Genomic DNA, 23,447 nt, shown 5'->3' on the forward strand with positions numbered 1-23,447 from the left:
CTGTTCGGGCCGGGGCACCTCCCGATCCATAGGCCAGCCAATTAACGGAACGGATACATCTTCAAGACAGTTGGATGACACCTTGAGGGTCCTTGCATTCGCTGCACCAGACCCTACCTTGCCAGGACACGGGGACATGTTCTTTGCCGCAGCCGCCGACCACCATTACCGACGAACTGGGCATTGCCCTGTCCAATCTGGCCGATACCGCGACGGGCGTGTTGACGCCCACCTTGCGGCTCGGAGTCACCGGTCTCAGTCGTGCCGGCAAGACCATCTTCATCACCGCCTTGGTGCACAACCTGCTGACACAAGGGCGCCTGCCCGGTTTTGCGCCGCTGGCCGATGGCCGCTTCATTGGCGCGCGGCTGGCCGAATATCCCGACGCCACCATTCCCCGCTTTGCCTATGAGCAGCATCTGGCCGCGCTCTCGGCCAATCCCCCGGTCTGGCCCGAGAGCACACGCCGCATTTCCCAGCTTCGCCTGGTGCTGAAATTCCAGTCCGCCAAATGGTGGGCCGGCATGACGGGCCCCGCCACGCTCAATCTCGACATTGTGGATTATCCCGGCGAATGGCTGCTCGACCTGCCCTTGCTTGGCCTCAGCTTTGCTGAATGGAGCGCTGAGGCCCTCGAGCGGGCCCGCCAGCCGGGCCACGCAGACGAGGCCGCAGAATTCCTCGCCGCGTTGGACCAGACCGATATTTCCAAGGACGCGAATGACCCGGACGCCGAGCGCCTGGCCAGCGCCTTCACCGCCTATCTCCGGCGCAGCCGTGAACACGGTGCACTTTCGACCCTGCCGCCGGGACGTTTCTTGCTGCCGGGCGATCTCGAAGGCTCTCCGGCCCTGACATTTGCTCCCCTGCCCCCTCTGGCCGGATCAAGGCGCAGCGGCAGCCTCCACGCCATGCTGGAGAACCGCTACGAGGCCTATAAGGCCCAGGTGGTGCGGCCCTTCTTCCGCGACCACTTCGCTCGGCTCGACCGGCAGGTGGTGCTGGTCGACACCCTGCGCGCGCTCAATACCGGCCCAGCCGCTGTCAATGATCTGGAAACGGCGCTGACATCGGTATTGGCCTGTTTCCGCCAGGGCGAGGCCAACCCGATCCTGCGCCCCTTCTCCCGCCGCATCGACCGCATCCTGTTTGCGGCGACCAAGGCCGATCATGTGCATCACACCAGCCATGACCGGCTGGAAGCCATTCTCAATCGCCTGGTTGCCAATGCCCGCAAGCGTGCCAGTTTTGCCGGGGCAGAGACGAAGTCCATCGCCATGGCGGGCATTCGCGCCACCAGCGAGGGCACCATTCGCGAAGGCGGCGATACCCTGCCCACGCTTGTCGGCACCCCGCTCGACGGCGAAATTCTCGACGGCACCAGCTATGACGGCAGGACCGAAATCGCTTTGTTTCCTGGTGACTTGCCGGCGCGACCGGATTCACTTTTTGAGAATGGCAGTCCGGTCGCTCTCAATTTCCTGCGCTTCACCCCACCCCAGAAGCTGGAGCGGAATGCCTCCGGCGATGTCGTCCTGCCCCATATCCGGCTCGACCGGGCGCTCGACTACCTGATCGGAGACTGGATGGCATGAAGCGCCCCGTAGCCCACCCCGTCACCAAGGACGAAACGTCTGCCGGACGCACCCGCGTGCCCCGCGCCTTCACGCCCGACCGCGCCGAGATCGTCGAAGTCGCTTTCTCGACAGAGTCTGAACCTGATCTTGTCGCGCCTGCACCCCGCCGCATGGGCTGGCTGGGCCGCCTGGCCTGGACCACGGGGGGCATCCTGGTGTCGGCCGGGCTGGGCCTGGCGGCTGACCGACTGATCCGCGACCTGTTCGCGCGCCACGAATGGCTGGGCTGGGCGGGTCTCGGCATCCTCGGCGCCTTCCTTGTGGCGGTCGGCGCCCTGATAATTCGCGAAATGGCCGCCCTGCGGCGCCTGTCCGTCCTCGACACGGTACGTGCTGAGGCCGCCCGCGCTCATGCCGACAACGACCGCAAGCGCGCCGGCGCGGTCCTCGATCATCTCAATGGCGTCTATGCCGCCCGGCCCGATCTGGCCCGGGCCCGCGAAAGCCTCAAAGACCAGGCTGGCGATCTGTTCGATGGCACCGAAGTCATCGCCCTGGCCGAACGCAGCCTGATGACCCCGCTCGATGCACGCTCGCGCGCCCTGGTCGCAGCATCGGCCCGGCGCGTCGCACTGGTCACCGCCGTCTCACCGCGCGCGCTCATCGACATCGCCTTCGTCATCTATGAAAGCATCCGCCTCGCCGGGGCCATTGCCGCGCTTTACGGCGCCCGTCCGGGCCTGTTCGGCTTCTGGCGGCTGGCCGGTTCCATATTGGCCCATCTTGCCGTCACAGGCGGCCTCGTTCTCACCGATGGCGTGGTGGAACAACTCGTGGGCCAGGGCCTTGCCGCCAAGCTCTCGGCCCGGCTGGGCGAAGGCGTGGTCAACGGGCTGATGACCGTGCGCGTCGGCATCGCCGCTATGCGCGTCGTCCGCCCCCTGCCCTTTGCAACCCTGCCCCAGCCCTCCGTGCGCGACTTCATTCCGGAATTGGTCAAGGTCACAACCGATGCCAGCAAGCCATCGGCTTGACCCGGACCATTCAAATCAATATATCATGATATATGGATACAAACGATGCGATCGAGGCCTTCGCCGCCCTGTCTCACCCTGGGCGCATTGCCATTTTCAGATTGCTCGTCGCCGCCGGACCCGATGGAATCCCCGCGGGGCGCATCGGTGAGCAGCTTGGCCAGAAGCAAAACACGACATCGGTGAACCTGTCGGTGCTGGACCGTGCAGGTTTGGTCAGCGGCGTGCGAGATGGCCGGCACGTGATCTACCGGGCCAATTTCGAGGCCGTCGGCGGGCTTGTCGGCTTTCTGCTCGAAGATTGCTGCGCTGGCCGCACCGAGGCCTGTACGCCGGTGGCGGCACTCCTGGCGCAAGCCTCATCCCCCAGACCAGATCAGTGTGTTGAATGACCGATTTCGCCGAAACCATGCCTGCCCTTGCAGCAGACCAATTCATGCTGCCCGAAGCCGATCGCTTGCTGACGCCGAAACTGTCAACGCACCAGCCGCGCATCCTGATGCTCTACGGCTCCCTGCGCGAGCGCTCCTATAGCCGCTTCGCCACCCAGGAAGCCGCCCGCATTCTCGAAGCCCTTGGAGCCGAAGTGCGCATCTTCCATGCCAATGGATTGCCCTTGCCCGATGACTCGACGGCCGATCATCCCAAGGTGCAGGAATTGCGCGCACTCTCGCTCTGGTCCGAAGGGCAGGTCTGGTGTTCCCCCGAGCGCCATGGCGCGATGACGGGTGTCATGAAATCCCAGATCGACTGGCTCCCGCTCAACTCCGGCTCGGTCCGCCCGACCCAGGGGCGTACCCTGGCCGTGATGCAGGTCAGCGGCGGCTCGCAGAGCTTCAATGCCGTCAACCAATTGCGTCAACTCGGGCGCTGGATGCGGATGATCACCATTCCGAACCAGTCCTCGGTGCCCAAGGCCTTTCAGCAGTTCGACGCCGAGGGGCGCATGCTGCCTTCATCCTTCTATGACCGCATCGTCGATGTGATGGAGGAGTTGATGAAATTCACCCTGCTCACCCGCGACCGCGCGGACTATCTGGTCGACCGCTACTCTGAGCGCGTTGAAAGTGCAGAAGCTCTCAACAAGCGCGTAAACCTGAGCGCCGCGACCTAGTGGGTCCTGGCGCCCAACTGGCCAAAGCTCTGGAACGTCTCCACCTGCGGCCGCGCAAAGTGGTAGCCCTGGAACAGGTGGATGCCGAGGGGCCTGAGAACCGCGAGCTCCGCCTCGGTCTCTATCCCCTCCGCAAGTAGGGTGATGCCAAGCTCGGAGGCGATCGCCACAAGGCCACGGACAATGGCCTGCTTGACCGGACTGGAGTCGATGTCGCGCAACAGTTCCATGTCCAGCTTGATCAGGTCGGTCTGGAAGCGTGCCAGCAAAGAGAGCCCGGCATAGCCGGCTCCGAAATCATCAAGCGCGGTGGTAAAGCCCATGCGGCGATATTCGGACACGATGTTGCTGACATGCGCCACATCGCTCATGTGCTCGTTCTCGGTAAATTCGAACATCAATCGACGCGGATCGAACTGCATCCGGCTGGCAGCATCCAGGGTGGCGCGAATGCAGGCCTTCGGTTCATACACCGCATTGGGCATGAAATTGATGCTTAGCCTGGCGTCTCCCTGAGCAATGTGACGACCGGCCAGCTCGATGGCCTTGACCCGACAGGCCTGGTCAAACGCATAGCGATTGGCGTCGGTAACGTGGCTCAGCACCTGCTGTGCGCTCTCGCCACCCACGCCACGCACAAGCGCCTCGTAGCCCCAGATGCGCTGGGCCGGGACATCGACAATGGGCTGAAAAGCCATGGTAAAGGGAAGTGCAAACGCATTGGCGTCGGCATTGCGGCATCCAACACAACCGGATTCAGACATTTTCTCAAGCGCTCAGAAGATTTCAACATTGACGCTACGCCAATATTGCCTTCTTAGCCCTTAAGGATCTCTGCTCCTGAAGGATCTAATCCTTCGCGGCGCTCGGCGCCAGGGTGAGCTTCAAGCCGTCCAGTTCGTCCGAACACAGGATCTGGCAGGACAGGCGCGAGTTTGATTTCACATCGCCCACGCTGTCGAGCATGTCTTCTTCTTCCGCGCTTGGCGCACCAACGGCGTCGAGCCAGTCACTGTCGATATAGCAATGGCAGGTGGCGCAGCTCAGCGCGCCGCCGCATTCGGCCTTGATGTTGAGCCCCCAGTCGCGAATGACTTCCATCACGCGCCAGCCCTCGAGCCCTTCGAGCTCGTGCACTTCGCCTGCCTGGTCGGTAACATTGATCTTCATGGGGCGCTCCTCAACAGCGGGGCGTCCATACCCCTCAAAAAGCCCCGCTGCAAGAGCGGGGCCCGTGGGCAATTCGGCCTAGGCCACGCCCAGCTTCTTCTGCAGCTTGGTCGAGCTGGTGGTATATTGGAACACCACGCGCTCACCCGGCGAGACGATGGCCTTGGCCGCCTGGGCCATCAGCGCCGCCTCATGGAAGCCGGACAGGATCAGCTTGAGCTTGCCTGGGTAATAATTGATGTCGCCGATGGCAAAGATCCCGGGCACGGAAGTCTCGAACTTTTCGGTATCGACCACAATGGTGTTGTCGTTGAGCTCCAGGCCCCAATCGGCCACCGGGCCCAGCTTCATGGTCAGGCCGAAGAACGGCAGCAGCCGCGTGGCCGGGATCGAGAGATCCCCCGCCTCGGTGGTGAGGTGGACATGATTGATCATGCCATTCTCGCCATCGAGCTTGGCGACCTGCCCAAGCTGGAAGTTCACCTTCCCGTCCGCCACCAGTTCCCGCATCTTGTTGACCGAGGCCGGCGCCGCCTTGAAGGCATCGCGGCGGTGCACCAGGGTCAGCGTGCGCACGATGGGCGCCAGGTTCAGCGTCCAGTCCAGCGCCGAGTCGCCACCGCCGACAATCACCACGTCCTGATCGCGGAAATCTTCCATCTTGCGGACAGCATAGAACACCGACTTGTTTTCAAATTCTTCGATGCCCGGCACCGGCGGGCGCTTGGGCTGGAACGAGCCGCCACCAGCCGCGATCACCACCACCTTGGTGAAAAAGGTCTCGTCGGCATCGGTCGTGAGCTTGAACGAGCCGTCTTCCAGTTTCTCGATGGAATTGACCATGCGCGAGAAATGGAACTCGGGCGAGAACGGCGCGATTTGCGCCATCAGATTGTCGGTCAATTGCTGCCCGGTCACCACCGGGAACGCCGGAATGTCATAGATCGGCTTTTCGGGATAGAGCTCGGCGCACTGGCCGCCGGGCCGGTCCAGAATGTCGATGAAATGGCATTTGATGTCGAGCAGCCCGAGTTCGAAGGCCGCGAACAGCCCGCAGGGGCCCGCGCCAATGACAACGACATCGGTGGTGATTTCAGTGCTCATGCTTGTCTCAAGTCCATTCAGACCGGTACTGCGTCGCAGCCCCGGAATTTCGGTCCCATCGGGGCGCGCCGCCCCGCATTGCTCTCATGGGAACCGCCGCTGTCACCAGCGGCCCCGGCTCTTGCCTCAAAGGCGACTAATGCGCTCCACTTATCTCAGGAGACACGACGAAGGAAGGGGCGCGTGCCCATGGGCACTTCAGAAAGCCCCACCGGCTGGTAGAACAGCGCCATTTCCGGCAGCCGCTTTTCCTTGAGCGCCTCACGGGTCGGCTCATGGGTCACCACCAGCGCATTGAAGCCGCAGCGCCACATATGCGGAATCTGATCCTGCAAGACATCGCCTACAGCCCTGATTTCCCCGGCATAATTCAGCCGCTCCACCAGCAGGCGCGCCGTGGAATGGCCACGACCATCGGTAAAGGCAGGAAAGCTGATGGCAACCGAGGCAAAGCGCGTCAGATCTCCGGCAACCTCTTCAATGGCGTCCCCTGGCAAGACTTTGAGCCCAAGCGGATGCGGATTGGCCAGATAGGCGTCCCGATTGGCCAGGAACTCGGCCATCGGCACATGAACATAGCGCGCCTCGGACGGATCTGTGCCTTCGGCCCAGTCCTTGAACGGGTCGGCAATAAAGGCCCCGTCCTTCCAGAGCGTGTGGCGTGTAGCGGCACTCATCGGGGAGGCAATGGCTCCGTTGAAATCGTAGTGGATGCCACACTCCTTCTTGTTGAGGCCGCGCCACCGTCCGGCGCGCGGGTCCTCACCATCGGCCACCGCCGAAGTACAAGGCGCGCAGCCAATGGACTTGTAGCCTTTGGCATAGAGCGGGTGCTCGGGCAAGCTGTGCGCCTGCCGATATTCGATGACATCGGCATCGGAGAAATAGGCCAGCGGATTGACCTTGATCCGGTCATCGCTGGTCAATTCGAAATGCGGCAACACCCCGCGCTCGGCAGTCTGGTAGCGTTTCCGGCCGGTCACCCAGCCGCCATACTGCTCGGTGATCGGCTCAAGCGGCTCGGTCTTGCGGATATGGCAGCACGAATCCGGATCGGTCTCCCACAGATCGCCATTCGGGTCGAAACGCTTCACATCATCCGCATTCGGGTGAATGGCGTGCACATTGAGCAGGCCAAGCTGCGTCTTGAGCGTCTCGACATAGTTGAGCGTTTCCGGGAAATGCTTGCCGGTCTCAAGGAAATAGACTGGCAGCGACGGATCAACCTGCGCCACCATATGCAGCAGCACCGCCGAATCCGCGCCAAACGACGAGACAATCGCCATGTCGCCCGGCAGCACTTCGGTGATGGCATAGCGCAGCACGCTGACTGCATCCATCTCATCGAACATGCCGTTGAGCGCCAGTATCCCCAGCGCCTTCAGCTTCTCATGGGCGGCCGGCGCCGCCGCCGGTGCCAGACTAGACTGTGCCATAAAGCGCCTCCTTGAACGGAGCCTCACCCAGCCGCCGATAGGCATCCAGGAACGGCTCATCCGCGCTGGTGCGGTTGGCAATGTAGAAATCCACCAGCTTCTCGATGGCGCCGGGCACCTGCTCTGCCTCAAAGCCGGGTCCGATGATCTTGCCCACCGATGCGCCTTCCGTGGCGTCGCCGCCCAGCGTGATCTGATAGAGCTCGCCCCCCTTCTTCTCGACGCCCAGAATGCCGATATGGCCCACATGGTGATGCCCGCAGGCATTAATGCAGCCCGAGATCTTGATCTTGAGATCGCCGATTTCCTTCTGCCGCTCGGGCGCGGCAAACTTGTGGGAAATTTCCTGTGCAATGGGGATCGAGCGGGCATTGGCCAGCGCGCAGAAATCCAGGCCCGGGCAGCAGATCATGTCGGTGATCAGATTGTTGTTGCCTTCCGCCAGACCATTGGCGACCAGAACATCGAACACCGCCCGCAGATCAGCAACGGCCACATGGGGCAGAACCAGGTTCTGCTCATGGGTCACCCGCAACTCGTCGAACGAGTATTTCTCGGCCAGGTCCGCGACCACGTCGATCTGCGTATCGGTGGCATCGCCCGGCGCGCCACCCACGGGCTTGAGTGAAATCGTGACCGAGGCATAGCCCGGCACCCGATGCGGATGTAGATTATTGTCGAGCCAGCGTCCATAGGCCGGGTCGACGATCGATTCATAAGCCACACCCACCTTGTCGCCCGAGCGGTCGGCAAAGTCTGGCGGCGCGAAATAGGCGGTAATCCGGTCGAGTTCTTCGGCCGGCAGGGTCAGCACGCCGCCGCGCACTTCGGCAAACTCGGCCTCGACCTGCCCCTTGATGCTCTCAAGGCCTTCTTCGTGCACGAGGATCTTAATGCGCGCTTTGTACTTGTTATCCCGGCGGCCATAGCGGTTGTAAACGCGCATGATGGACTCGAGATAGGCCAGCAGATGCTCGTTCGGCACGAAGCTGTTGATCAGCTTGGCCACCATGGGCGTACGCCCCAGCCCGCCACCGACCCAGACTTCCCAGCCGATTTCGCCGGCCCCATTCACCGCCGCCTGCAGGCCGATGTCGTGGAAACGGATCGCCGCCCGGTCATTGGGCGAACCCGTCATGGCGATCTTGAATTTGCGCGGGAGATAGGAAAATTCGGGATGCAGGCTCGACCACTGGCGGATGATCTCGGCCACCGGCCGCGGATCGATGATCTCGTCGGCCGCGGCACCCGCGAACTGGTCGGTGGTGACATTGCGAATGCAATTGCCCGAGGTCTGGATGGCGTGCATTTCCACGCTCGCCAGCTCCTCCAGGATCACCGGAATGTCCTTGAGCTTGGGCCAGTTGAACTGGATGTTCTGCCGCGTGGTAAAGTGACCGTAGCCACGGTCATAGGTGCGCGCAATATGGGCCAGTTTGCGCATCTGCCTGGACGACAGCGTGCCATAGGGCACGGCAATGCGCAGCATATAGGCGTGGAGCTGCAGATAGAGCCCATTCATCAGCCGCAGCGGCCGGAACTGGTCCTCGGAAAGCTCGCCCGAAAGGCGGCGTTTCACCTGGTCTGCAAATTGTGCTGTGCGACCCGCTACGAAAGCGGCGTCGAATTCGTCATATCGATACATGCCCGTCTTCACCTAAGTGCTGGCGATCATACGCCTGCCCATTGAGAGTCAGGGGAGCGGTGGGGCCCGCCGCCCTAATGCGTTCACGCAGGCGCTTGGGCACGATCGTGCCGTCCACCTGCTCAACCTCTTCAGCTTCCACGCTGATCACGCGGCCGGTCGCCTTGGTCGCGACGATCGCGCTGTCGAGTTCGGCCTTGTCCTCCTTGGAGAACAGGCGTGCTGCCTGCAGATCTTCGATCCAGTTGCCATGCCCGTCCAGATAGACGGTCGCCCCTGAAATCAGTTCATTGCCTGTCAGGATGTTCATAGTCACGCTACCTTGAAACTGCTTGCGGCCGCATCGGCGGCGCCCGCCCAATCGCCTTCAGCCACGGCCCGGCCAACCAGAATGACCGCCGGTCCATCGACAAAATCCACCGCGCCTGCTGCCAATTGCCCCAGCGATGCCGCATAGAGCGTGCGGTTTGCGCGCCCGGCATTGACCACAATGCCCACCGGCAGGTCCGGCGCAGCCCCGAATGACACCAGCCGCCCGGCAACTTCGGCGGCAATCGCCTTGCCCATGTAAAGCGCCAATGTAAGACCTGACTGCGACAGGGCCGCCCAATGGGCCAGGTCGCTGTCATCGGCACCATGCGCCGTCGCCATCACGAAGCCGCTCGAAACCTTGCGCAGCGTCACCGGCGTCGCGCTGTCCGCCGCAGCAGCAAGGGCCGCACTGACACCTGGCACGATTTCATAGGCAATGCTCGCCTTGCGCAGTGCAGCGATTTCCTCGCCCGCGCGCCCGAACACCATCGGGTCGCCCGATTTGAGGCGCGCAACCTTTTTGCCTTCACCGGCAAGGCGGACGATCAGGGTATTGATCTGCGCCTGTGAGAAGGAATGATGTCCCCGCGCCTTGCCGACGCAGATTTGCTCGGCGTCGCGGCGGCCCATCTCGACGACGGCCGCCGGCACAAGCTGGTCATGTACGATCACATCGGCCTGCTGCAACAGCCGCTGCGCGCGCAGCGTCAGCAAGTCTTCGGCGCCCGGTCCGGCGCCGATCAGCCATACGACACCCTGCCCGCTCCTGTCAGCCGCATGGGCGGACAAGAGCTTTTCAGCCTCGGCAATCCCGGCAATGGGACTGGCGGCCACAGCCTGTTCGACAGCGGGCGATGACACCAGCGCCTCATAGTAACGCCGCCGCGCCGCGCCGTCGTGAATCAGGCTCTCAACCCGATGCCGCAACCCTCCGGCCAGACTCGCGATTTTCCCGATCCCCGGCGCCAGCAGCGCTTCGATCTGCGCCCGCACCAGCCGCGCCAGCACCGGCGCATCACCTTCTGTCGAAATGGCAACAGACAGCGGCGCGCGATCGACAATAGATGGGGTGTAGAAGTCGCATTCAGCGGGAACATCGACGACATTGAGCGGAATATTCAGCCGCCGCGCCTCGGCCTTGGCCAGTTCGGCATCCGCGCCTACCTCCGCCACGAACACCAGCGCCGCCCCGGCAATGTCCTCGACGCGCAGCGCACGCTCGAAGACCGCGACGGGAAAGGCGGAGAAATCGGCTTCGATCTGGCGGGAATAAATCTCTATCGACGCAGTCGTCTTAGCAACCAGCCGGACTTTGTTGAGGGCCTCGTCGGTGCCACCGACGATGATGACGCGCTTGCCCCTGACCTTGAAGCTCAACGGAAATGTGTTGAGAAGTCCCATAATCGTCCTGTCTGAGAGATGGAACAAAATAGTCCAAAACGCGCTTGTCCAACAAGACGTTGAAAATCAATAGCTTTTATATTTCCCTGCACTTGGCTGCCGTGGAAAGCCAAGCGCCGCATGTCCAGTGAGCCGCCAAAAGAATCCCTTGCGGCCCCGATGCACGAAAATTTTGCTTAAGTGCCGCGCTCAGCCTTGGCGGCTTGGCACCTGCACCACAAGGCCGTCGATCTCGTCCCGCACCTTGATCTGGCAGGAGAGGCGGCTGTTTTCCCGCACGTCGAAGGCGAAATCCAGCATGTCCTCTTCCATCATCGAGGGGCCGCCGACCACCTCGCGCCAGGCTTCGTCGACATAGACATGGCAGGTCGCGCAGGTGCAGGCCCCGCCGCATTCCGCCACGATCCCCGGCACCGCGTTCATGATTGCCGTTTCCATTACGGTCGAACCATTTTCCCCTTCGGTTTCAATGCGTTCGCCATCGTTGGTGATATAGGTGATCTTGGTCATGGGGTGCCTGTAGAACGTCGGGTCAAAGGCCGAGCAGGCCTTCGAGATAATGTTTGTCGATACCGAACATAGCCTTGACCGCCGCGATCCGGTCAAGCACCGACTGGCGGGAAGCTGCCTTGCCCTTTTGTGCAACGATCAGATTGTTCTTGGGCGTATGGGCGTCGGAGACGAACTCGAACACCTTGGTCCTGTAGCCATGCGCCTCCAGCAGCAGCGCCCGCAACCCGTCCGTTACCATCTCGGCCTGCTTCTCCATGAAGGTGCCATGGCGCAGCAGGAACTCGAGCCGGTCATCGGCCGCGCCAGTGCTCATTTCGCGTCGGATCTGCTTGTGGCAGCACGGCGCCACGGCAATCAGCCCCGCCCCGGCCGCGATGCCCCGGAAGATCGCGTCGTCGGTCGCCGTGTCGCAGGCATGCAGCGCAATCACCGCATCGGCCCCAGAGGCGTCATAGTCGAGGATTGACCCCGCCTCGAACCGCAAACCGGCAAAGCCACTCTTTTGCGCCAGCGCGTTGCCCGCTGACACCAGCGCCGGCCGCAGCTCGACGCCAATGATCTCAGCGCTTCGCCCTTGCGCCTGCAGATGGTCATAAAGCGCAAAATCCAGATAGCCCTTGCCCGCGCCCATATCGAGGATCGTCGGATTCTCTGCCTTAAGCCCCTGAATCAGAGGCGCAAAGATTTCCACCATCTTGTTGATCTGGCGGAACTTGTCCTGCGCGTCATTGCGCACCTGGCCGTCCTTGCCGGTGATCCCCAGCGCATGCAGCCACACCGCAGAAGTGTCTGATAGCGGCCGGTTCTTGGCCCGGTCATGACTGGCTTCGGGCGCTGCACGCCCACTGGTCTCTGTTCGCTTCAGCCGCTGCTTGTCGCCCTGCCGTTCAAACTGCAGGTCAAATCCGGTCGCTTCCAATCGGGCGGAGCGCCATTCGGCAGCAAGCCCGTGCTCAAGAAAGCCCGCAGCCTCGTCCAAAGTCAGATTCTTGGTGATGTCGCGCGTCTTGTAGCGAAACACAAAGCTCAGCCGCTCGCCGGCCTTGATCGAGACCTTGCGCGCCTCGACCGATTTCAGCTCGGCTTCCGCGCCATGATAACCGCCGCATTTGAGCCGGATCAGCGAGCCGTCTCCGAAGACATCACGCAGCGCCGCAACAAATTCGGCGATACGCGCGGGCGCGCTCAATGCCGTTCCTTGGTGGTCAGGAACTCGATTTTTGGCCAGTCCTGCTTGGCCCGATCCGCCCACCAGGCATTCTGCGCCAGGAACACCGGCGCGCCATTGCGGTCTTCCACCATGTTGGTCTTCTGGGCGGCGATGAAGCGCTTGAGTTCCTCGGCGTCTTCACACTCGACCCAGCGGGCCACTTCAAAGCCCAGGCTCTCAAAGGTGATCGGCACCCCATATTCCTTGGCCACCCGTGCCGAAAGCACTTCGAGCTGCAATTGACCGACCACGCCCACGATCCAGTCGGCCCCCATCATCCGGCGGAAGACCTGGGTCACCCCCTCCTCCGCAAGATCGTTCAGCGCCTTCGACATCTGCTTGGTCTTCATCGCATCGGTGAGGCGGACGCGGCGAATGATTTCCGGGGCAAAATTGGGAATGCCCGTGACATTGATATTGGCGCCCTCGGTCAGCGTATCGCCCACCGACAGCGTGCCATGGTTGGGAATGCCGACAATGTCGCCCGCAACGGCTTCTTCGGCCAGCTCGCGATTGCTGCCGAAAAAGAACATCGGATTGGACACGGCCATGTCCTTGCCCGAGCGGACATTCTTGAGGCGCATGCCGCGCTCGAACTTGCCCGAGCACAGCCGCACAAAGGCAATGCGGTCGCGGTGATTGGCGTCCATATTCGCCTGCACCTTGAAAACGAACCCGCTCACCTTCTTGTCCGAAGGCGAAATGGGCGCCGGCAGGGCCGGCTGCGGCCGTGGCTCTGGCCCCCAGTCACCCAGCGTGCGCAGCAATTCGGCAACCGACACGCCCTTGAGCGCCGAGCCGAACAGCACCGGGCTCAGATGCCCTTCATGGAAGGTCTTGAGATCGAAGCCCGGCAGCATGGCCTGCGCCATTTCCAGCGTTTCCAGTGCATTCATGAACACCGGATTGTCGATCAGGTCCTCGACCTCAAGCAGGTCCTCAAGCACCTCGTATTCGGCCAGGATCTTGCCCTGTGGATTGAGCACACGCTTCTCGATGAGGTCGATATAGCCGCCGAAGTCCACGCCCTGCCCGATCGGCCACAATACCGGCGTCAGGTCGAGCGCCAGCTTACCCTGGATTTCGTCGATCAGCTCGAGCGGGCTGAGGCCCTCGCGGTCCACCTTGTTGATGAAGGTGATGATCGGAATGTCGCGCAGCCGGCACACTTCGAACAGCTTCAGCGTCTGGCTTTCAATGCCCTTGGCCGCGTCGATCACCATGATCGCGGCATCCACCGCAGTCAGCGTGCGATAGGTATCCTCGGAAAAGTCCGAGTGGCCCGGCGTGTCGAGCAGGTTCAGTGTCAGCCCGTCATATTCAAACGTCATCACGGACGAGGTGATTGAAATGCCGCGCTGCTGCTCCATTTCCATCCAGTCCGAACGGGTCGAACGTGCCCCGGCCTTGCCGCGCACCATGCCGGCCGACTGGATCGCCCCGGCCGCCGCCAGCAGGCGCTCGGTCAGCGTGGTCTTGCCCGCGTCCGGGTGCGAAATGATCGCAAAGGTCCGGCGGGTCTGGAACGGTTCGAGATTGGTCCGAGGCGCAGCCTCGATTGCAAGGGACTGTGTCGACATGGGAACTTTTGGGCATGGGGTGCCGGACAATCGGCACGCGCGTCATAGTGGCCTGCTCTATAGAGAATGGCCGTTGCCCGGTCAAATGACGGGACCCGGAGGCCGTTGCGCAGAACATGGGTGCGCACTATCGTGATGGAAAGACCCATCCCGCCACTGCGGAGGACGATCCGTGTATGCATCCCGGGAGCAGCGCAATGACGTCCACCCGCTGGTGCAATCGGTCTCGCGCACGATCTTCTCCCAGACCGGCAGTCTGCAATTCCTGCCCGACCAGTGCTGGGACATCACCTTCATCCGCAATCGCCATGGCCTGACCGTGCTCCGCACCGGCCTGACCACGCGCCCGGTGACCTATGATTTCGAGCCAGGCGATGAGAATTTCTCGATAGCCTTTCAGCCATATGCCTTCATGCCGATCTTGCCCGGTGAGCGCATGCGCGACGAAGGTGTCGTGCTCGACACTGCCGGACCGGATCGTTTCCTGCTCGACAGCGACAGCTTCGAAATTCCCCGCATCGACAATGTGGAAGATTTTGTCTCCCGCCTGCTCAGGCGCGAAGCGGTCACGTCAAACACTCTTGTCGCCTCCATCACCCATGGCGCGCCACTGGCGGCCACGGAGCGCACGGTGCAGCGGCATTTTCTCAAGACGACCGGGCTGACGTTGAAGACCTATCACCAGATTGCCCGGGCGCGGCAGGCTTTGGTTTTGCTCCGGCAGGGCGATGCGCCCGCTGCGGTAGCGGCGGCTCTCGGCTATGCCGACCAGCCCCACCTCACCCGCTCCCTCAGGACTTATATGGGCATGACACCCGGACAGATTGCCCGGGCGTCCAGTTCGGATCGGACCTGAGGTCAGGCCACAGCGGTCAGCTTCGAGAAGAAAGCGGCGACATCGCCTGCAAAGGCCTCGGGAGCATCGAGCGCCCCGAAATGCCCGCCTTTCTCCATTTCGGTCCAGCTTTCAATGCGGCTGAACGAGCGTTCCACAAAACTGCGCACAGAACGGAAGTCGCCGGGGAAGGACACCACCGCCGTCGGCACATCGGTGGGGATCTCGCGATAGCCGCCTCCGGTCCTGGCCCCTTCAAGATAGAAGCTGCCCTGCCCGCTGCCGGTCGAGGTGAACCAGTAGAGCGAGGTATTGGCCAGGAACAGGTCGCGGTCGAAGCTGTTGGCCGCCTCGCCTTCGAACCCGAAGGCCAGCTCGGCATTCCACGCCAGTTGCGCCACCGGCGAATCGACCAGCCCATAGGCCAGCGTGCCGGGACGCTTGGACTGAATTTCCGCATAGCCATTGTACTGCTGGAACTTTTCGAGATTAGCAAAGCCGGCCAGCTCGAACGGGCTGAGGCTGTCCATCTCGCCCTCTGCGCCCGAGGGAAAGGCAAACACCTGCTGCAGATGCACGCCCAGCAGGCCCTCGGGTTTGAGAATGGCCAGCTCGCGGGTCACCAGGGCCCCGGCATCGCCGCCGGCAGCGCCATAGCGCTTATAGCCCAACCCCTTCATCAATGTGTCCCACGCCTTGGCCGTGCGGATCGGATCCCAGCCCGGACCGGCCAGGGGCGTGGAAAATCCGTAGCCGGGCAGGCTGGGAATGACCAGATCAAACGCCGCGCCTTCGCGGCCATGCGCCTTCGGGTCGGTCAGCGGCCCGATCACCGAGATGAACTCGAGGAAGCTGGACGGCCAGCCATGGGTCAGGATCAGCGGAATGGCATTGGGTTCGGAGGAACGGATATGCAGGAAGTGAATGGTCTGCCCGTCGATCTCGGTCAGGAATTGCGGATAGGCGTTGATCCGGCGCTCCCAGGCGCGCCAGTCGAAATCTTCGAGCCATTGCGCGGTCAGCGTCCGTACAAAGCTCGGCTTTTGCCCCTGGCTCCAGTCGTCGCTGACGGCATCGGGAAAACGGGTCAGCGTCAGACGCTGGCGCAGATCGGCAATCGCGGACTCGGCAATGGCAATAGTGAAGGGCGTTACATTCATCGGTCTGTCCTCTCAGGTGGCGGCCTTTGTCGTCTGGCCATGCGCCTGTTCTAGGAAAGCCCCCGCCCGCCATCTTGAAGATTTCCGACAATCGCATGCTGGTGAGACGGCCTCTGCACCCCTCATGGTCACCTTGCCCGACCAAAGCCCGTCTGCGGCAAAATTAAGCCGGCATTAAGCATAAGCGCCGACAACTAGTTTCAGACGCAGGAGGTACTTATGCGCAAACTCATGGTGGCTGCTGCCGCATTGCTATTGGCGTCGCCGGCGCTCGCTGCGGACATGTTTATGCCTTACGAACCCGAACCTTACTACGCCATGTCGGATGGCGGTTGGGGCGGCCAGTATCTCGGCGCCACTATTGGCGGGCAACGCACGCGTATCGACGTGCCGGGTCAAGGCACCCTGCAGGACAATGGTTTCATCGGCGGCTTGTTCGCCGGCTATAATGTGCATCAGGAAAGTCTGGTCTATGGCGTGGAGGCCGACGCCGAATGGTCAAGCTTCGACCAGTCGATTGCCTGCACCAACCCGGCCTGGACCTGCCGGGGCTATGTGAATTTCCAGGGCTCGCTGCGCGCCCGGTTGGGTATGGCGACGGATAGCTTCCATGTCTATGGCACCGCCGGTCTCGCGGTCGCCCATGCCGGCGGCTCGACCACCAGCCCGGCCAATGTCGAATATCACGACTCTTCGGTCCGTTTCGGCTGGACCGTCGGTGCCGGCGCCGAAATTGCCTTCAATGAAAGCTGGTTCGGCCGGGCGGAATACCGCTACACCGATCTTGGATCACGCGACATGACCTTCGATGTCGTCTATCCGGGAGTGGCCGCAACCTCTCACGCCCTGCGCGCCGGTATCGGCTATCGCTTCTGATGGGAACTGAGGGGGTTCGCCCCCTCTTCCGCCAGGCTATGCGTGCCGGTCAATCTTCCGGACTATTGGCCAGCATCCGCGCAACAAAGTCGCGCACCTCCTCCACCGCCATGCCCAGGTCATCGATCTGCTCGGCACGGAGCGGGCGGCCACCCTCGAGATCTTTTTCAAGGCGCTGCGCCAGATCGGCAACGCTCCAGGCACCGACACCGGCGGACGCCCCCTTGATCGAATGCAGGTTGATGGCGAGGTCGTCATAGGCCGTGGCGAGCTTGAGCCTGCCGAAATAAGTGGACAGCGTCGTGTCGAACAGGCGCAGCACTTCCAGTTCTAGATTTTCATCCCCCAGGCACTGCTTGGCCAGATGCACCAAATCGACGGGCCGGACCGGCCGATGCTGGGATTGAGGAAGCGCTTCCTCGGCAATCGCTCTTTGCGCCATTCTGGCTACTCCTGCCTACACCGGCAGGTGCCATGGCCCCTGCCTTGTGCACAAGCCTAAGGCCCAGGGCGTGAACAGGGGCTTAAGCCACATCTTTGCCTTTGTTTGGCCGTCCAGTCCTTAACGTTTCCCACCCAAAAATTAACCTTTGGGTAAGAAACCGTTCGGTTTGCATAAAATTGAATGTATGAATGAGCTTTGAACCAGCGCGCGGCGGCGAGGGTTTGTGGGGACGATGCGGGGCATTTGCATCGAATTGTTCCGGTTTGGCGACCGGCCCGGAAAGGGCCATTATGCCATGACGACTCCTATTGTCCGCCGTGACGCTGTTGTGCCGACGCGAGAGTTGTAAAGAGTATGGCGAAAAATCCGACACCCCAGAACGATCCGGCCGCGCTGGCCTTCTCGGCCGTCGAGGATGCCCTCAAGGACTCCGTGTTCAATCTGGATCCGCCGGCCCAGCCCGCTCAGGAAAAAAAGACCGAAAAGAAGCCTGACCCGGCGCGCTCCGAGCGGCTGCGCGCCGCCGACCGCATTGCCCAGCAGGCCGGCACCGTGGCCAATGACGACCGCGTCTCCGCCTCCAAGCTTCTCTACAGCCTGCAGAGCCGGTCCTCGGCCACCCCGACCTGGCTGGCCCTGCTGCTCTCGGTGCTCTGGATCACTGCTGTTGCGACCGTTGCCTGGATGCGCTTCGGCACGCAGATGCTCGATTTCGGCACTTTTGCCGGCACGATCGAATTTGTCGCCACCCTGGCCATCATGGTCGTGCCCGTTCTGGGCTTTTTTGCCGTGGCGACCCTGTTCCGCCGCGCCGCCGACCTGCGCAATGCCGCCTCCTCCATTACTCAGGCCGCCATTCGCCTGGCTGAACCCGAAGTGACTGCTGCCGACAAGGTGGCCTCGGTCGGTCAGGCCGTGCGCCGCGAAGTCAACGCGCTTGGTGATGGCCTGGAGCGCGCCCTGTCGCGCGCCGGCGAGCTTGAAGTGATGATCCACAACGAGGTCACCGCGCTCGAACGCACCTATTCGGATAATGAGTCGCGCATGCGTGCTCTGATCGCCGAACTGGCCAGCCAGCGCGAGAGCGTCTTGACCAATACCGAGCGGGTCCGCGAAGCCATTACCGAGAGCCACACCGGCCTCGTCTTCGACCTCGACATGATCAGCCAGCGCATTGCCGGCACCATTGTGGAAAGCGGCGGCAATCTCACCCGCGCGCTCGAGACTGCGGGCAATACACTGACCACCGGCTTCTCCGAACGCGCCGACGGTTTTGTTGCCCTGGTCGATAACCGTACGTCCGACTTCCTCGGCGCCCTCGACGAGAGCACTGGACGCCTGTCGCTCGGCTTTGAAGATAACGCAGCCGCGATCGGCAAGTCGCTTGACGAGCGGGCCGCCGAGATCAATGCCGGCATTGAGAGCCGCATCAGCAAGCTCAGCCAGGCACTCGACCACCATGCCGACAGCATTGCGCTGGCCATGGATTCGCGCACCCAGCAACTCGAAGAACGCACCCAGGTCCTGACCGGTACCTTTGAAGACCGGACCCGCACCATTGCCGGCCTGATCGAAACGGGCACCGGCAACCTCTCGACGGCTCTGGACGAACGCACCGCTGCCCTTTCCAACCTCCTCACCGATGGCGGCACCTCGCTGCTCGAACAGCTCCGCACCCGCGGCGAGGAAGTCAGCGAGGCCCTGGCGTCGATTGGTGCCCGCGTCTCCGGCGACATCAGCGGCCGTGCCACCGAGGCCGAATTGCTCCTGGCCACTCTCACCCGCCAGCTCGATGAATCCGTATCGATCCAGCTCAACGCGCTCGATAGCCGGCTGCAATCGGCCATCATCGAGATCAATGGCGCCTTGGACGATACCTCCGAGCGCGCGCGCGAAACCCTGTCCACGGCGGGCCAGGATTCGCTCAGCCTGTTCGACACCCGCCTGACCGAAATCACCGGCCTGCTCGACGAAAAGCTCCACGCCCTCGACAATGTCATCGGCGACAAGGGCGAGAGCCTGGTGCAGCGCCTTGACCAGCAGGGTGTCAATTTCGCCGCTCGTGCCAACGTTCTGGAAATGGCGCTGAACGAGGAATCGGGCCGTTTCAACGATATCGTCGCCGATCGCACCCGCGAAATGAGCGAAGTGATCGGCGCCAAGACCAAGGCCATCACCGAGACCTTGACCAACCGCACCCAGGAAATCTCCGACAGCCTGGACGGCCACGCCGAAATCCTCACCGAAGCGCTCGACAGCCGCACCGGCAAGCTCGACGAAGTGCTCTCGAGCCGCACCATCGAGGTCAGCGACGCCATCATTGCGCGCACTGGTGAGCTCGAGCAGACCCTGGCCCGCCGCGGCGCCGAGGTCAACGAGGCCATTCGCCTGCGCTCCCAGGAACTGGGCGAGACACTCTCGACCGGCACTCAGGCCTTCGACAAGGCCATTGCCGGCCGCACCCAGCGCATGGCCGAAACCCTTTCCGGGCAGACCGAACGCTTCGAGACCACGCTCAACCAGACCACCCAGATCCTGAGCGAAACCATCTCCGAGCGCACCAATGCGCTATCGCTTGAGCTGGAAACCCGCACCGGCGACTTTGCCAACCAGATCGACGAGCGCACCGGCACCCTGGTATCCCGGCTGGACGAACGCACGAGCACCCTCACCTCCGAGCTCGACCAGCGCACCAGCGCCCTAGCCACCGAGCTCGACCAGCGTACCGCCACGCTTACCACCGAACTCGATCAGCGCACGACGGCCCTCAACTCCGGTCTCGATGCGCGCACCGGTGCCTTCACCGCGCAACTCGACGAGCGTGCCGAAGGCCTCATCTCGCGCCTCGACGAACGCACCCAGGACATGGCAGGCGCGGTCAACACCCGCACCCAGCAGCTCTCCGACGCGCTCAACGCCCGCACCCAGGCGCTGTCCGACACGCTCTCGACCCACACCGCCTCTATCGGCGAGACCATCGGCCTGCATACCGCCGAGCTGGCCGAAACCCTCGACCAGCATGGCGCCAAGGCCCGCGACAGCATTGACGGCTCGCTGCGCGAAGTCACCGCGACCATGGAAACCCGGCTCGACGACATGTCGGTGCGCGTTTCGGGCAAGGTTGCCGAGGTCAATGACACCCTCGGTGCCGGTCTCGACAATGCCATTGCCCGCATCTCCGATGCCGAGCAGGGCGTTGCCGCCCGCATCGAAAGCGCCAGCGCAACCGTGGGCGAAAGCGCCCGCCAGGCCGCCGAACTCATCGAGACCGGCGTTACCTCGGCCCGCAAGGCGGTCATCGACATGGTCGACCAGCGCCTGGGCACCCTGCCCGAGGCCATCACCGCCCGCGCCGATATCACGGCCGAGCGCCTGGCCGCGCTCAACGCCTCGATCAGCACCTCGATCACCCAGTCCATGGCCGATCTCGAGGCCGGCGCCGACCGCATAGAGGAGACCATCGCCACCCGCATCACCGCGGCCACCAGCACCATTTCGGCCGATGTCGAAAACACCGCCAACCGCATGGACTCCGCGGTGCGCAATGCGCTCGAACAGATCCGCATGGCCGCCAGCAATATCGACCAGTTGGTCTCGGTAAAGGCCGTTGGCGCCGCCGACGCCATCGAAGGGCGCCTGACCACCATCAATCAGTCCGTCGAACAGCACACCAACGCCTTCGCCAACCTGGTCACCGAGAAGTCCGCGCAACTGGAAACCGCCCTGGCCAGCCACGGCAATCTGCTGCGCGATGCCCTGGGCGAAAACGCCCGCGAGGCCGAGGAGATCATGTCGGTCTCCACGTCGCGCATCCTGAACGACGTCACCAGCGCGCTCAACAAGCTCAACGACTCCAACCTGCTGCTGCAGCGCGTGCTGGACGCCTCGACCGCCAATCTAGCGAGCCTGGAAACCAGCGTCGCCCAGCAGACCGCGAACTATTCCAACACCATGCGCGAAGCCATGGGCCAGACCGAGCAGGCCGGCACCATGGTCACCCAGCATGTCGGCGCCCTGCAGGCCACCATTGCCGGCATGGTCGAGCAGTTTTCCACGATGCTTGGCCGTCTCGACGCCGAGGCGTCCGGCCTCACCCAGGCGGCACAGACGCTCGACGCCTCCAGCTCCAATGCGCTGGAAAATCTCGAGGATCGGCGCGGCGCAATGGATGCGCTGGCGCAGAGCTTTGCCGCCCGTGCCGACGATATCGATGGCCGCATGCGCCTGTTCGCCCAGTCCATTGCCGATACGGTCAACGACACCGAACGCCGCCTGATCGGCGCCCGCCGCGCCATGGACGAAGCCCTGAACGGCACCACCCATGCGGTCACCGACGCCCTGAGCCAGACCACGGCCACCGTCACCCAGGCGCTTGAGCAGAACGCCAACAGTGTCAACGATGCGCTCTATGCCAATAACGAGCGCTTCTCGACCACGCTGCAGAGCAATGTCTCGGAGATGGACAACGCCGTTCAGCGCGCCGCCGAAGCCGCAGCCGCTGCGCTCAACCAGACCTCGCAGTCGGTGCGCCTGGCCCTCAGCGAACAGTCCAGCCAGGTCAATTCGGCCCTCCAGGAAAATGCCGGCCGGGTCAATTCGGCCCTGGACGAGAATGCCAGCCGCGTCAGCGACGTGCTCGCCTCGACTGCGGGCAGCGTGACCGACGTTCTCACCTCCACCACCAGCACCCTGGCCGACACCATTTCGGACTCGACCAATTCGGTGCGCAATGCCATTGCCTCCAATACCGGGCAGCTTCGCCGCGCGCTGGACGAGACCACCGGCGAAGTCACCGGTAAGCTGGGTGAGTTCCACGAGGTCGCCGACAGCGAAGGCCGCCGCGCCAACCAGGCCCTGCAGGAAGCCCAGCAGCGCATGGTCACCGAAATGCAGCGCGCCATCGAAGAAGCCACCCAGCGCTTTGCCGACACCGCCCGCGCCATGCGCGAAACGGCCCGCGAAGTGGGTACCGAGCTCGAATCCACCCGCGCCGAACTGGCCCGTGGCGTCAACGAGCTGCCCGAGGAAACCCGCGCCAGCGCCGCCGCCATGCGCCGCGTCGTGGCCGAGCAGATCGAGGCCCTCTCCGAGCTCAACGCCATCGTGCGCAGCCAACCGGCCAGCCACGACCTGACCGACCGCCGCGCCAGCCAGCGGGCCCCGCGTACGCCCGAGCCCCCGGCCTATCAGCCACCGCCGCGCCAGCCCGAGCCGCCGCGTGAGACCTATCGCGCCGAAGCCCCGCGCCAGACGCTGGTCGATCCGATCCGCCCGGCCGCTATTGTCGAGCAGCCCGCGCCCGCCCCGGCACCCGCTGCCCCTGCTCCCGCGCCCGCGCCGCAACAGGCCGCCCCTGCTCCCGCGCCCGCGCCGCAACAGGCCGCCCCTGCGCCTACGCCCTCGCCTGCACCGCGCCAAGCCACCGAAGCCGAAGGCGGCGGCTGGCTGCGCGATGTGCTGCGCAACGCCTCGGCCAAGCAGGCCGGCGGCTCCGCCCCGCAGGCCCTGTCCGGCCTCAGCGAGGAAATCGCCCGCGCCATCGACGATGCGGCCCTGGGCGAAGCCTGGGCCCGCTACCAGGCCGGCGAAAGCAATGTGTTCACCCGCCGCATCTATACGCTCACCGGCCAGGGCACCTATGACGAAGTGCGCAAGCGCATCCAGCGCGACGCCGACTTCGCCCGGACCGCACAGGCCTATATGAGCGAGTTCGAACAACTCCTCAAACGCGCCGCCGCCGGCCCCAACCCGGCCGCCGAAACCCGCGAATATCTGCTCTCGGACAAGGGCAAGGTCTACACCACCCTCGCCCACGCCAGCGGCCGCCTCGGCTGAGGCTGTTGAGAGCCAGGAAATGCAAAAGGCCCCGGAGCAATCCGGGGCCTTTGTTCGAGTCAGAGGCAGATTTGGGGTGGTTATCGGACTGTCTGCTTTACGTCAGTAGTGGGCGAATGCAGACGTGTAGCTTTGGCACACGCTTAGCGGTCTTGTTCGTCGCTCCAACCTTTAGACCACATAAGTCCGATTATGGCCCC

19 protein-coding genes are annotated in these 23,447 nt (G+C 63.2%); 7 read left to right on the plus strand and 12 right to left on the minus strand.

Features of this window, described 5'->3' with window-relative positions; translation table 11 throughout:
- The first annotated feature begins 143 nt into the window (after positions 1 to 143).
- Genes DDE76_RS15705 through arsH form a run of 4 tightly spaced genes read left to right on the plus strand, consistent with a single transcriptional unit; the run spans position 144 to position 3,725 of the window.
- Positions 144 to 1,595, plus strand: coding sequence for a YcjX family GTP-binding protein (locus DDE76_RS15705; RefSeq protein ID WP_104893928.1), 1,452 nt, complete (start codon positions 144 to 146; stop codon positions 1,593 to 1,595).
- Positions 1,592 to 2,611 carry a YcjF family protein gene (locus DDE76_RS15710; RefSeq protein ID WP_104893927.1) on the plus strand — a complete coding sequence of 340 codons (1,020 nt, stop codon included), beginning with the start codon at positions 1,592 to 1,594 and terminating at the stop codon, positions 2,609 to 2,611. The genes DDE76_RS15705 and DDE76_RS15710 overlap by 4 nt, the downstream gene beginning before the upstream one ends.
- Positions 2,612 to 2,643: 32 nt before the next feature.
- Positions 2,644 to 3,003, plus strand: coding sequence for an ArsR/SmtB family transcription factor (locus tag DDE76_RS15715; protein ID WP_104893926.1), 360 nt, complete (start codon positions 2,644 to 2,646; stop codon positions 3,001 to 3,003).
- The gene (gene arsH / locus DDE76_RS15720; protein ID WP_104893925.1) at positions 3,000 to 3,725 is read left to right on the plus strand and encodes an arsenical resistance protein ArsH; all 726 of its coding nucleotides are present in this window, start codon (positions 3,000 to 3,002) and stop codon (positions 3,723 to 3,725) included. The genes DDE76_RS15715 and arsH overlap by 4 nt, the downstream gene beginning before the upstream one ends.
- Here the strand turns inward: arsH and DDE76_RS15725 are convergent.
- The 10 genes from DDE76_RS15725 to DDE76_RS15770 form a co-directional block, all read right to left on the minus strand.
- Positions 3,722 to 4,489, minus strand: a complete 768-nt coding sequence (locus tag DDE76_RS15725; protein WP_104893924.1) for an EAL domain-containing protein — start codon at positions 4,487 to 4,489, stop codon at positions 3,722 to 3,724. The two genes, arsH and DDE76_RS15725, sit on opposite strands and share 4 nt — an antisense overlap.
- An 85-nt stretch (positions 4,490 to 4,574) precedes the next feature.
- Entirely contained in the window at positions 4,575 to 4,895 is a 321-nt protein-coding gene (locus tag DDE76_RS15730; RefSeq protein WP_104893923.1) for a 2Fe-2S iron-sulfur cluster-binding protein, read from the minus strand.
- Positions 4,896 to 4,973: 78 nt separating this feature from the next.
- The gene (locus DDE76_RS15735; protein WP_104893922.1) at positions 4,974 to 5,999 is read right to left on the minus strand and encodes an NAD(P)/FAD-dependent oxidoreductase; all 1,026 of its coding nucleotides are present in this window, start codon (positions 5,997 to 5,999) and stop codon (positions 4,974 to 4,976) included.
- A gap of 155 nt (positions 6,000 to 6,154) precedes the next feature.
- The gene (locus tag DDE76_RS15740) at positions 6,155 to 7,435 is read right to left on the minus strand and encodes a phosphoadenylyl-sulfate reductase (RefSeq protein WP_104893921.1); all 1,281 of its coding nucleotides are present in this window, start codon (positions 7,433 to 7,435) and stop codon (positions 6,155 to 6,157) included.
- The gene (locus DDE76_RS15745) at positions 7,422 to 9,080 is read right to left on the minus strand and encodes a nitrite/sulfite reductase (protein ID WP_104893920.1); all 1,659 of its coding nucleotides are present in this window, start codon (positions 9,078 to 9,080) and stop codon (positions 7,422 to 7,424) included. The genes DDE76_RS15740 and DDE76_RS15745 overlap by 14 nt, the downstream gene beginning before the upstream one ends.
- Positions 9,067 to 9,390: a DUF2849 domain-containing protein gene (locus DDE76_RS15750; RefSeq protein WP_245891983.1), complete on the minus strand. Its 324-nt coding sequence runs from the start codon at positions 9,388 to 9,390 to the stop codon at positions 9,067 to 9,069. Before DDE76_RS15750 ends, DDE76_RS15745 begins: the two co-directional genes overlap by 14 nt.
- Positions 9,391 to 9,392: 2 nt before the next feature.
- A complete protein-coding gene (gene cysG / locus DDE76_RS15755) occupies positions 9,393 to 10,793 on the minus strand; it encodes a siroheme synthase CysG (protein ID WP_104893918.1) in 1,401 nt (466 codons plus the stop codon).
- A 189-nt stretch (positions 10,794 to 10,982) separates the two neighbouring features.
- Complete coding sequence (locus DDE76_RS15760) at positions 10,983 to 11,303, minus strand: 2Fe-2S iron-sulfur cluster-binding protein (protein WP_104893917.1); 321 nt, start codon at positions 11,301 to 11,303, stop codon at positions 10,983 to 10,985.
- A 22-nt stretch (positions 11,304 to 11,325) separates the two neighbouring features.
- On the minus strand, positions 11,326 to 12,495 hold the full coding sequence (locus DDE76_RS15765) for a class I SAM-dependent methyltransferase (RefSeq protein WP_104893916.1): 1,170 nt from the start codon (positions 12,493 to 12,495) through the stop codon (positions 11,326 to 11,328).
- Positions 12,492 to 14,096, minus strand: a complete 1,605-nt coding sequence (locus tag DDE76_RS15770) for a peptide chain release factor 3 (RefSeq protein WP_104893915.1) — start codon at positions 14,094 to 14,096, stop codon at positions 12,492 to 12,494. Before DDE76_RS15770 ends, DDE76_RS15765 begins: the two co-directional genes overlap by 4 nt.
- A 172-nt stretch (positions 14,097 to 14,268) precedes the next feature.
- Between DDE76_RS15770 and DDE76_RS15775 the strand changes: the two genes are divergently transcribed.
- A complete protein-coding gene (locus tag DDE76_RS15775; protein WP_104893914.1) occupies positions 14,269 to 14,952 on the plus strand; it encodes a helix-turn-helix transcriptional regulator in 684 nt (227 codons plus the stop codon).
- A 2-nt stretch (positions 14,953 to 14,954) separates the two neighbouring features.
- On the opposite strand, the gene DDE76_RS15780 is transcribed toward DDE76_RS15775, so the two are convergent.
- A complete protein-coding gene (locus DDE76_RS15780; protein WP_104893913.1) occupies positions 14,955 to 16,091 on the minus strand; it encodes an epoxide hydrolase family protein in 1,137 nt (378 codons plus the stop codon).
- Between the two features lie 219 nt (positions 16,092 to 16,310).
- Here DDE76_RS15780 and DDE76_RS15785 point away from each other — a divergent pair, with 219 nt between their 5' ends.
- A complete protein-coding gene (locus DDE76_RS15785; protein WP_104893912.1) occupies positions 16,311 to 16,967 on the plus strand; it encodes an outer membrane protein in 657 nt (218 codons plus the stop codon).
- A 49-nt stretch (positions 16,968 to 17,016) separates the two neighbouring features.
- On the opposite strand, the gene DDE76_RS15790 is transcribed toward DDE76_RS15785, so the two are convergent.
- Positions 17,017 to 17,409 carry an Hpt domain-containing protein gene (locus DDE76_RS15790; protein ID WP_104893911.1) on the minus strand — a complete coding sequence of 131 codons (393 nt, stop codon included), beginning with the start codon at positions 17,407 to 17,409 and terminating at the stop codon, positions 17,017 to 17,019.
- 357 nt (positions 17,410 to 17,766) lie between these two features.
- On the opposite strand from DDE76_RS15790, the gene DDE76_RS15795 reads away from it, so the two are divergent.
- Complete coding sequence (locus DDE76_RS15795; RefSeq protein WP_104893910.1) at positions 17,767 to 23,247, plus strand: apolipoprotein A-IV repeat region-like domain-containing protein; 5,481 nt, start codon at positions 17,767 to 17,769, stop codon at positions 23,245 to 23,247.
- Positions 23,248 to 23,447: the final 200 nt, after the last annotated feature.

It is taken from the genome of Devosia indica, assembly GCF_003056405.1.
Classification (GTDB): Bacteria; Pseudomonadota; Alphaproteobacteria; order Rhizobiales; family Devosiaceae; genus Devosia; species Devosia indica.

Excerpts from the sequence above, each read along its gene's own strand:
- DDE76_RS15710 (WP_104893927.1), top strand. The coding sequence starts at position 1,592 with ATGAAGCGCCCCGTAGCCCACCCCGTCACCAAGGACGAAACGTCTGCC.
- DDE76_RS15715 (WP_104893926.1), top strand. The coding sequence starts at position 2,644 with ATGGATACAAACGATGCGATCGAGGCCTTCGCCGCCCTGTCTCACCCT.
- arsH (WP_104893925.1), top strand. The coding sequence starts at position 3,000 with ATGACCGATTTCGCCGAAACCATGCCTGCCCTTGCAGCAGACCAATTC.
- DDE76_RS15725 (WP_104893924.1), bottom strand. The coding sequence starts at position 4,489 with ATGTCTGAATCCGGTTGTGTTGGATGCCGCAATGCCGACGCCAATGCG.
- DDE76_RS15730 (WP_104893923.1), bottom strand. The coding sequence starts at position 4,895 with ATGAAGATCAATGTTACCGACCAGGCAGGCGAAGTGCACGAGCTCGAA.
- DDE76_RS15735 (WP_104893922.1), bottom strand. The coding sequence starts at position 5,999 with ATGAGCACTGAAATCACCACCGATGTCGTTGTCATTGGCGCGGGCCCC.
- DDE76_RS15740 (WP_104893921.1), bottom strand. The coding sequence starts at position 7,435 with ATGGCACAGTCTAGTCTGGCACCGGCGGCGGCGCCGGCCGCCCATGAG.
- DDE76_RS15745 (WP_104893920.1), bottom strand. The coding sequence starts at position 9,080 with ATGTATCGATATGACGAATTCGACGCCGCTTTCGTAGCGGGTCGCACA.
- DDE76_RS15750 (WP_245891983.1), bottom strand. The coding sequence starts at position 9,390 with ATGAACATCCTGACAGGCAATGAACTGATTTCAGGGGCGACCGTCTAT.
- cysG (WP_104893918.1), bottom strand. The coding sequence starts at position 10,793 with ATGGGACTTCTCAACACATTTCCGTTGAGCTTCAAGGTCAGGGGCAAG.
- DDE76_RS15760 (WP_104893917.1), bottom strand. The coding sequence starts at position 11,303 with ATGACCAAGATCACCTATATCACCAACGATGGCGAACGCATTGAAACC.
- DDE76_RS15770 (WP_104893915.1), bottom strand. The coding sequence starts at position 14,096 with ATGTCGACACAGTCCCTTGCAATCGAGGCTGCGCCTCGGACCAATCTC.
- DDE76_RS15780 (WP_104893913.1), bottom strand. The coding sequence starts at position 16,091 with ATGAATGTAACGCCCTTCACTATTGCCATTGCCGAGTCCGCGATTGCC.
- DDE76_RS15785 (WP_104893912.1), top strand. The coding sequence starts at position 16,311 with ATGCGCAAACTCATGGTGGCTGCTGCCGCATTGCTATTGGCGTCGCCG.
- DDE76_RS15790 (WP_104893911.1), bottom strand. The coding sequence starts at position 17,409 with ATGGCGCAAAGAGCGATTGCCGAGGAAGCGCTTCCTCAATCCCAGCAT.
- DDE76_RS15795 (WP_104893910.1), top strand. The coding sequence starts at position 17,767 with ATGGCGAAAAATCCGACACCCCAGAACGATCCGGCCGCGCTGGCCTTC.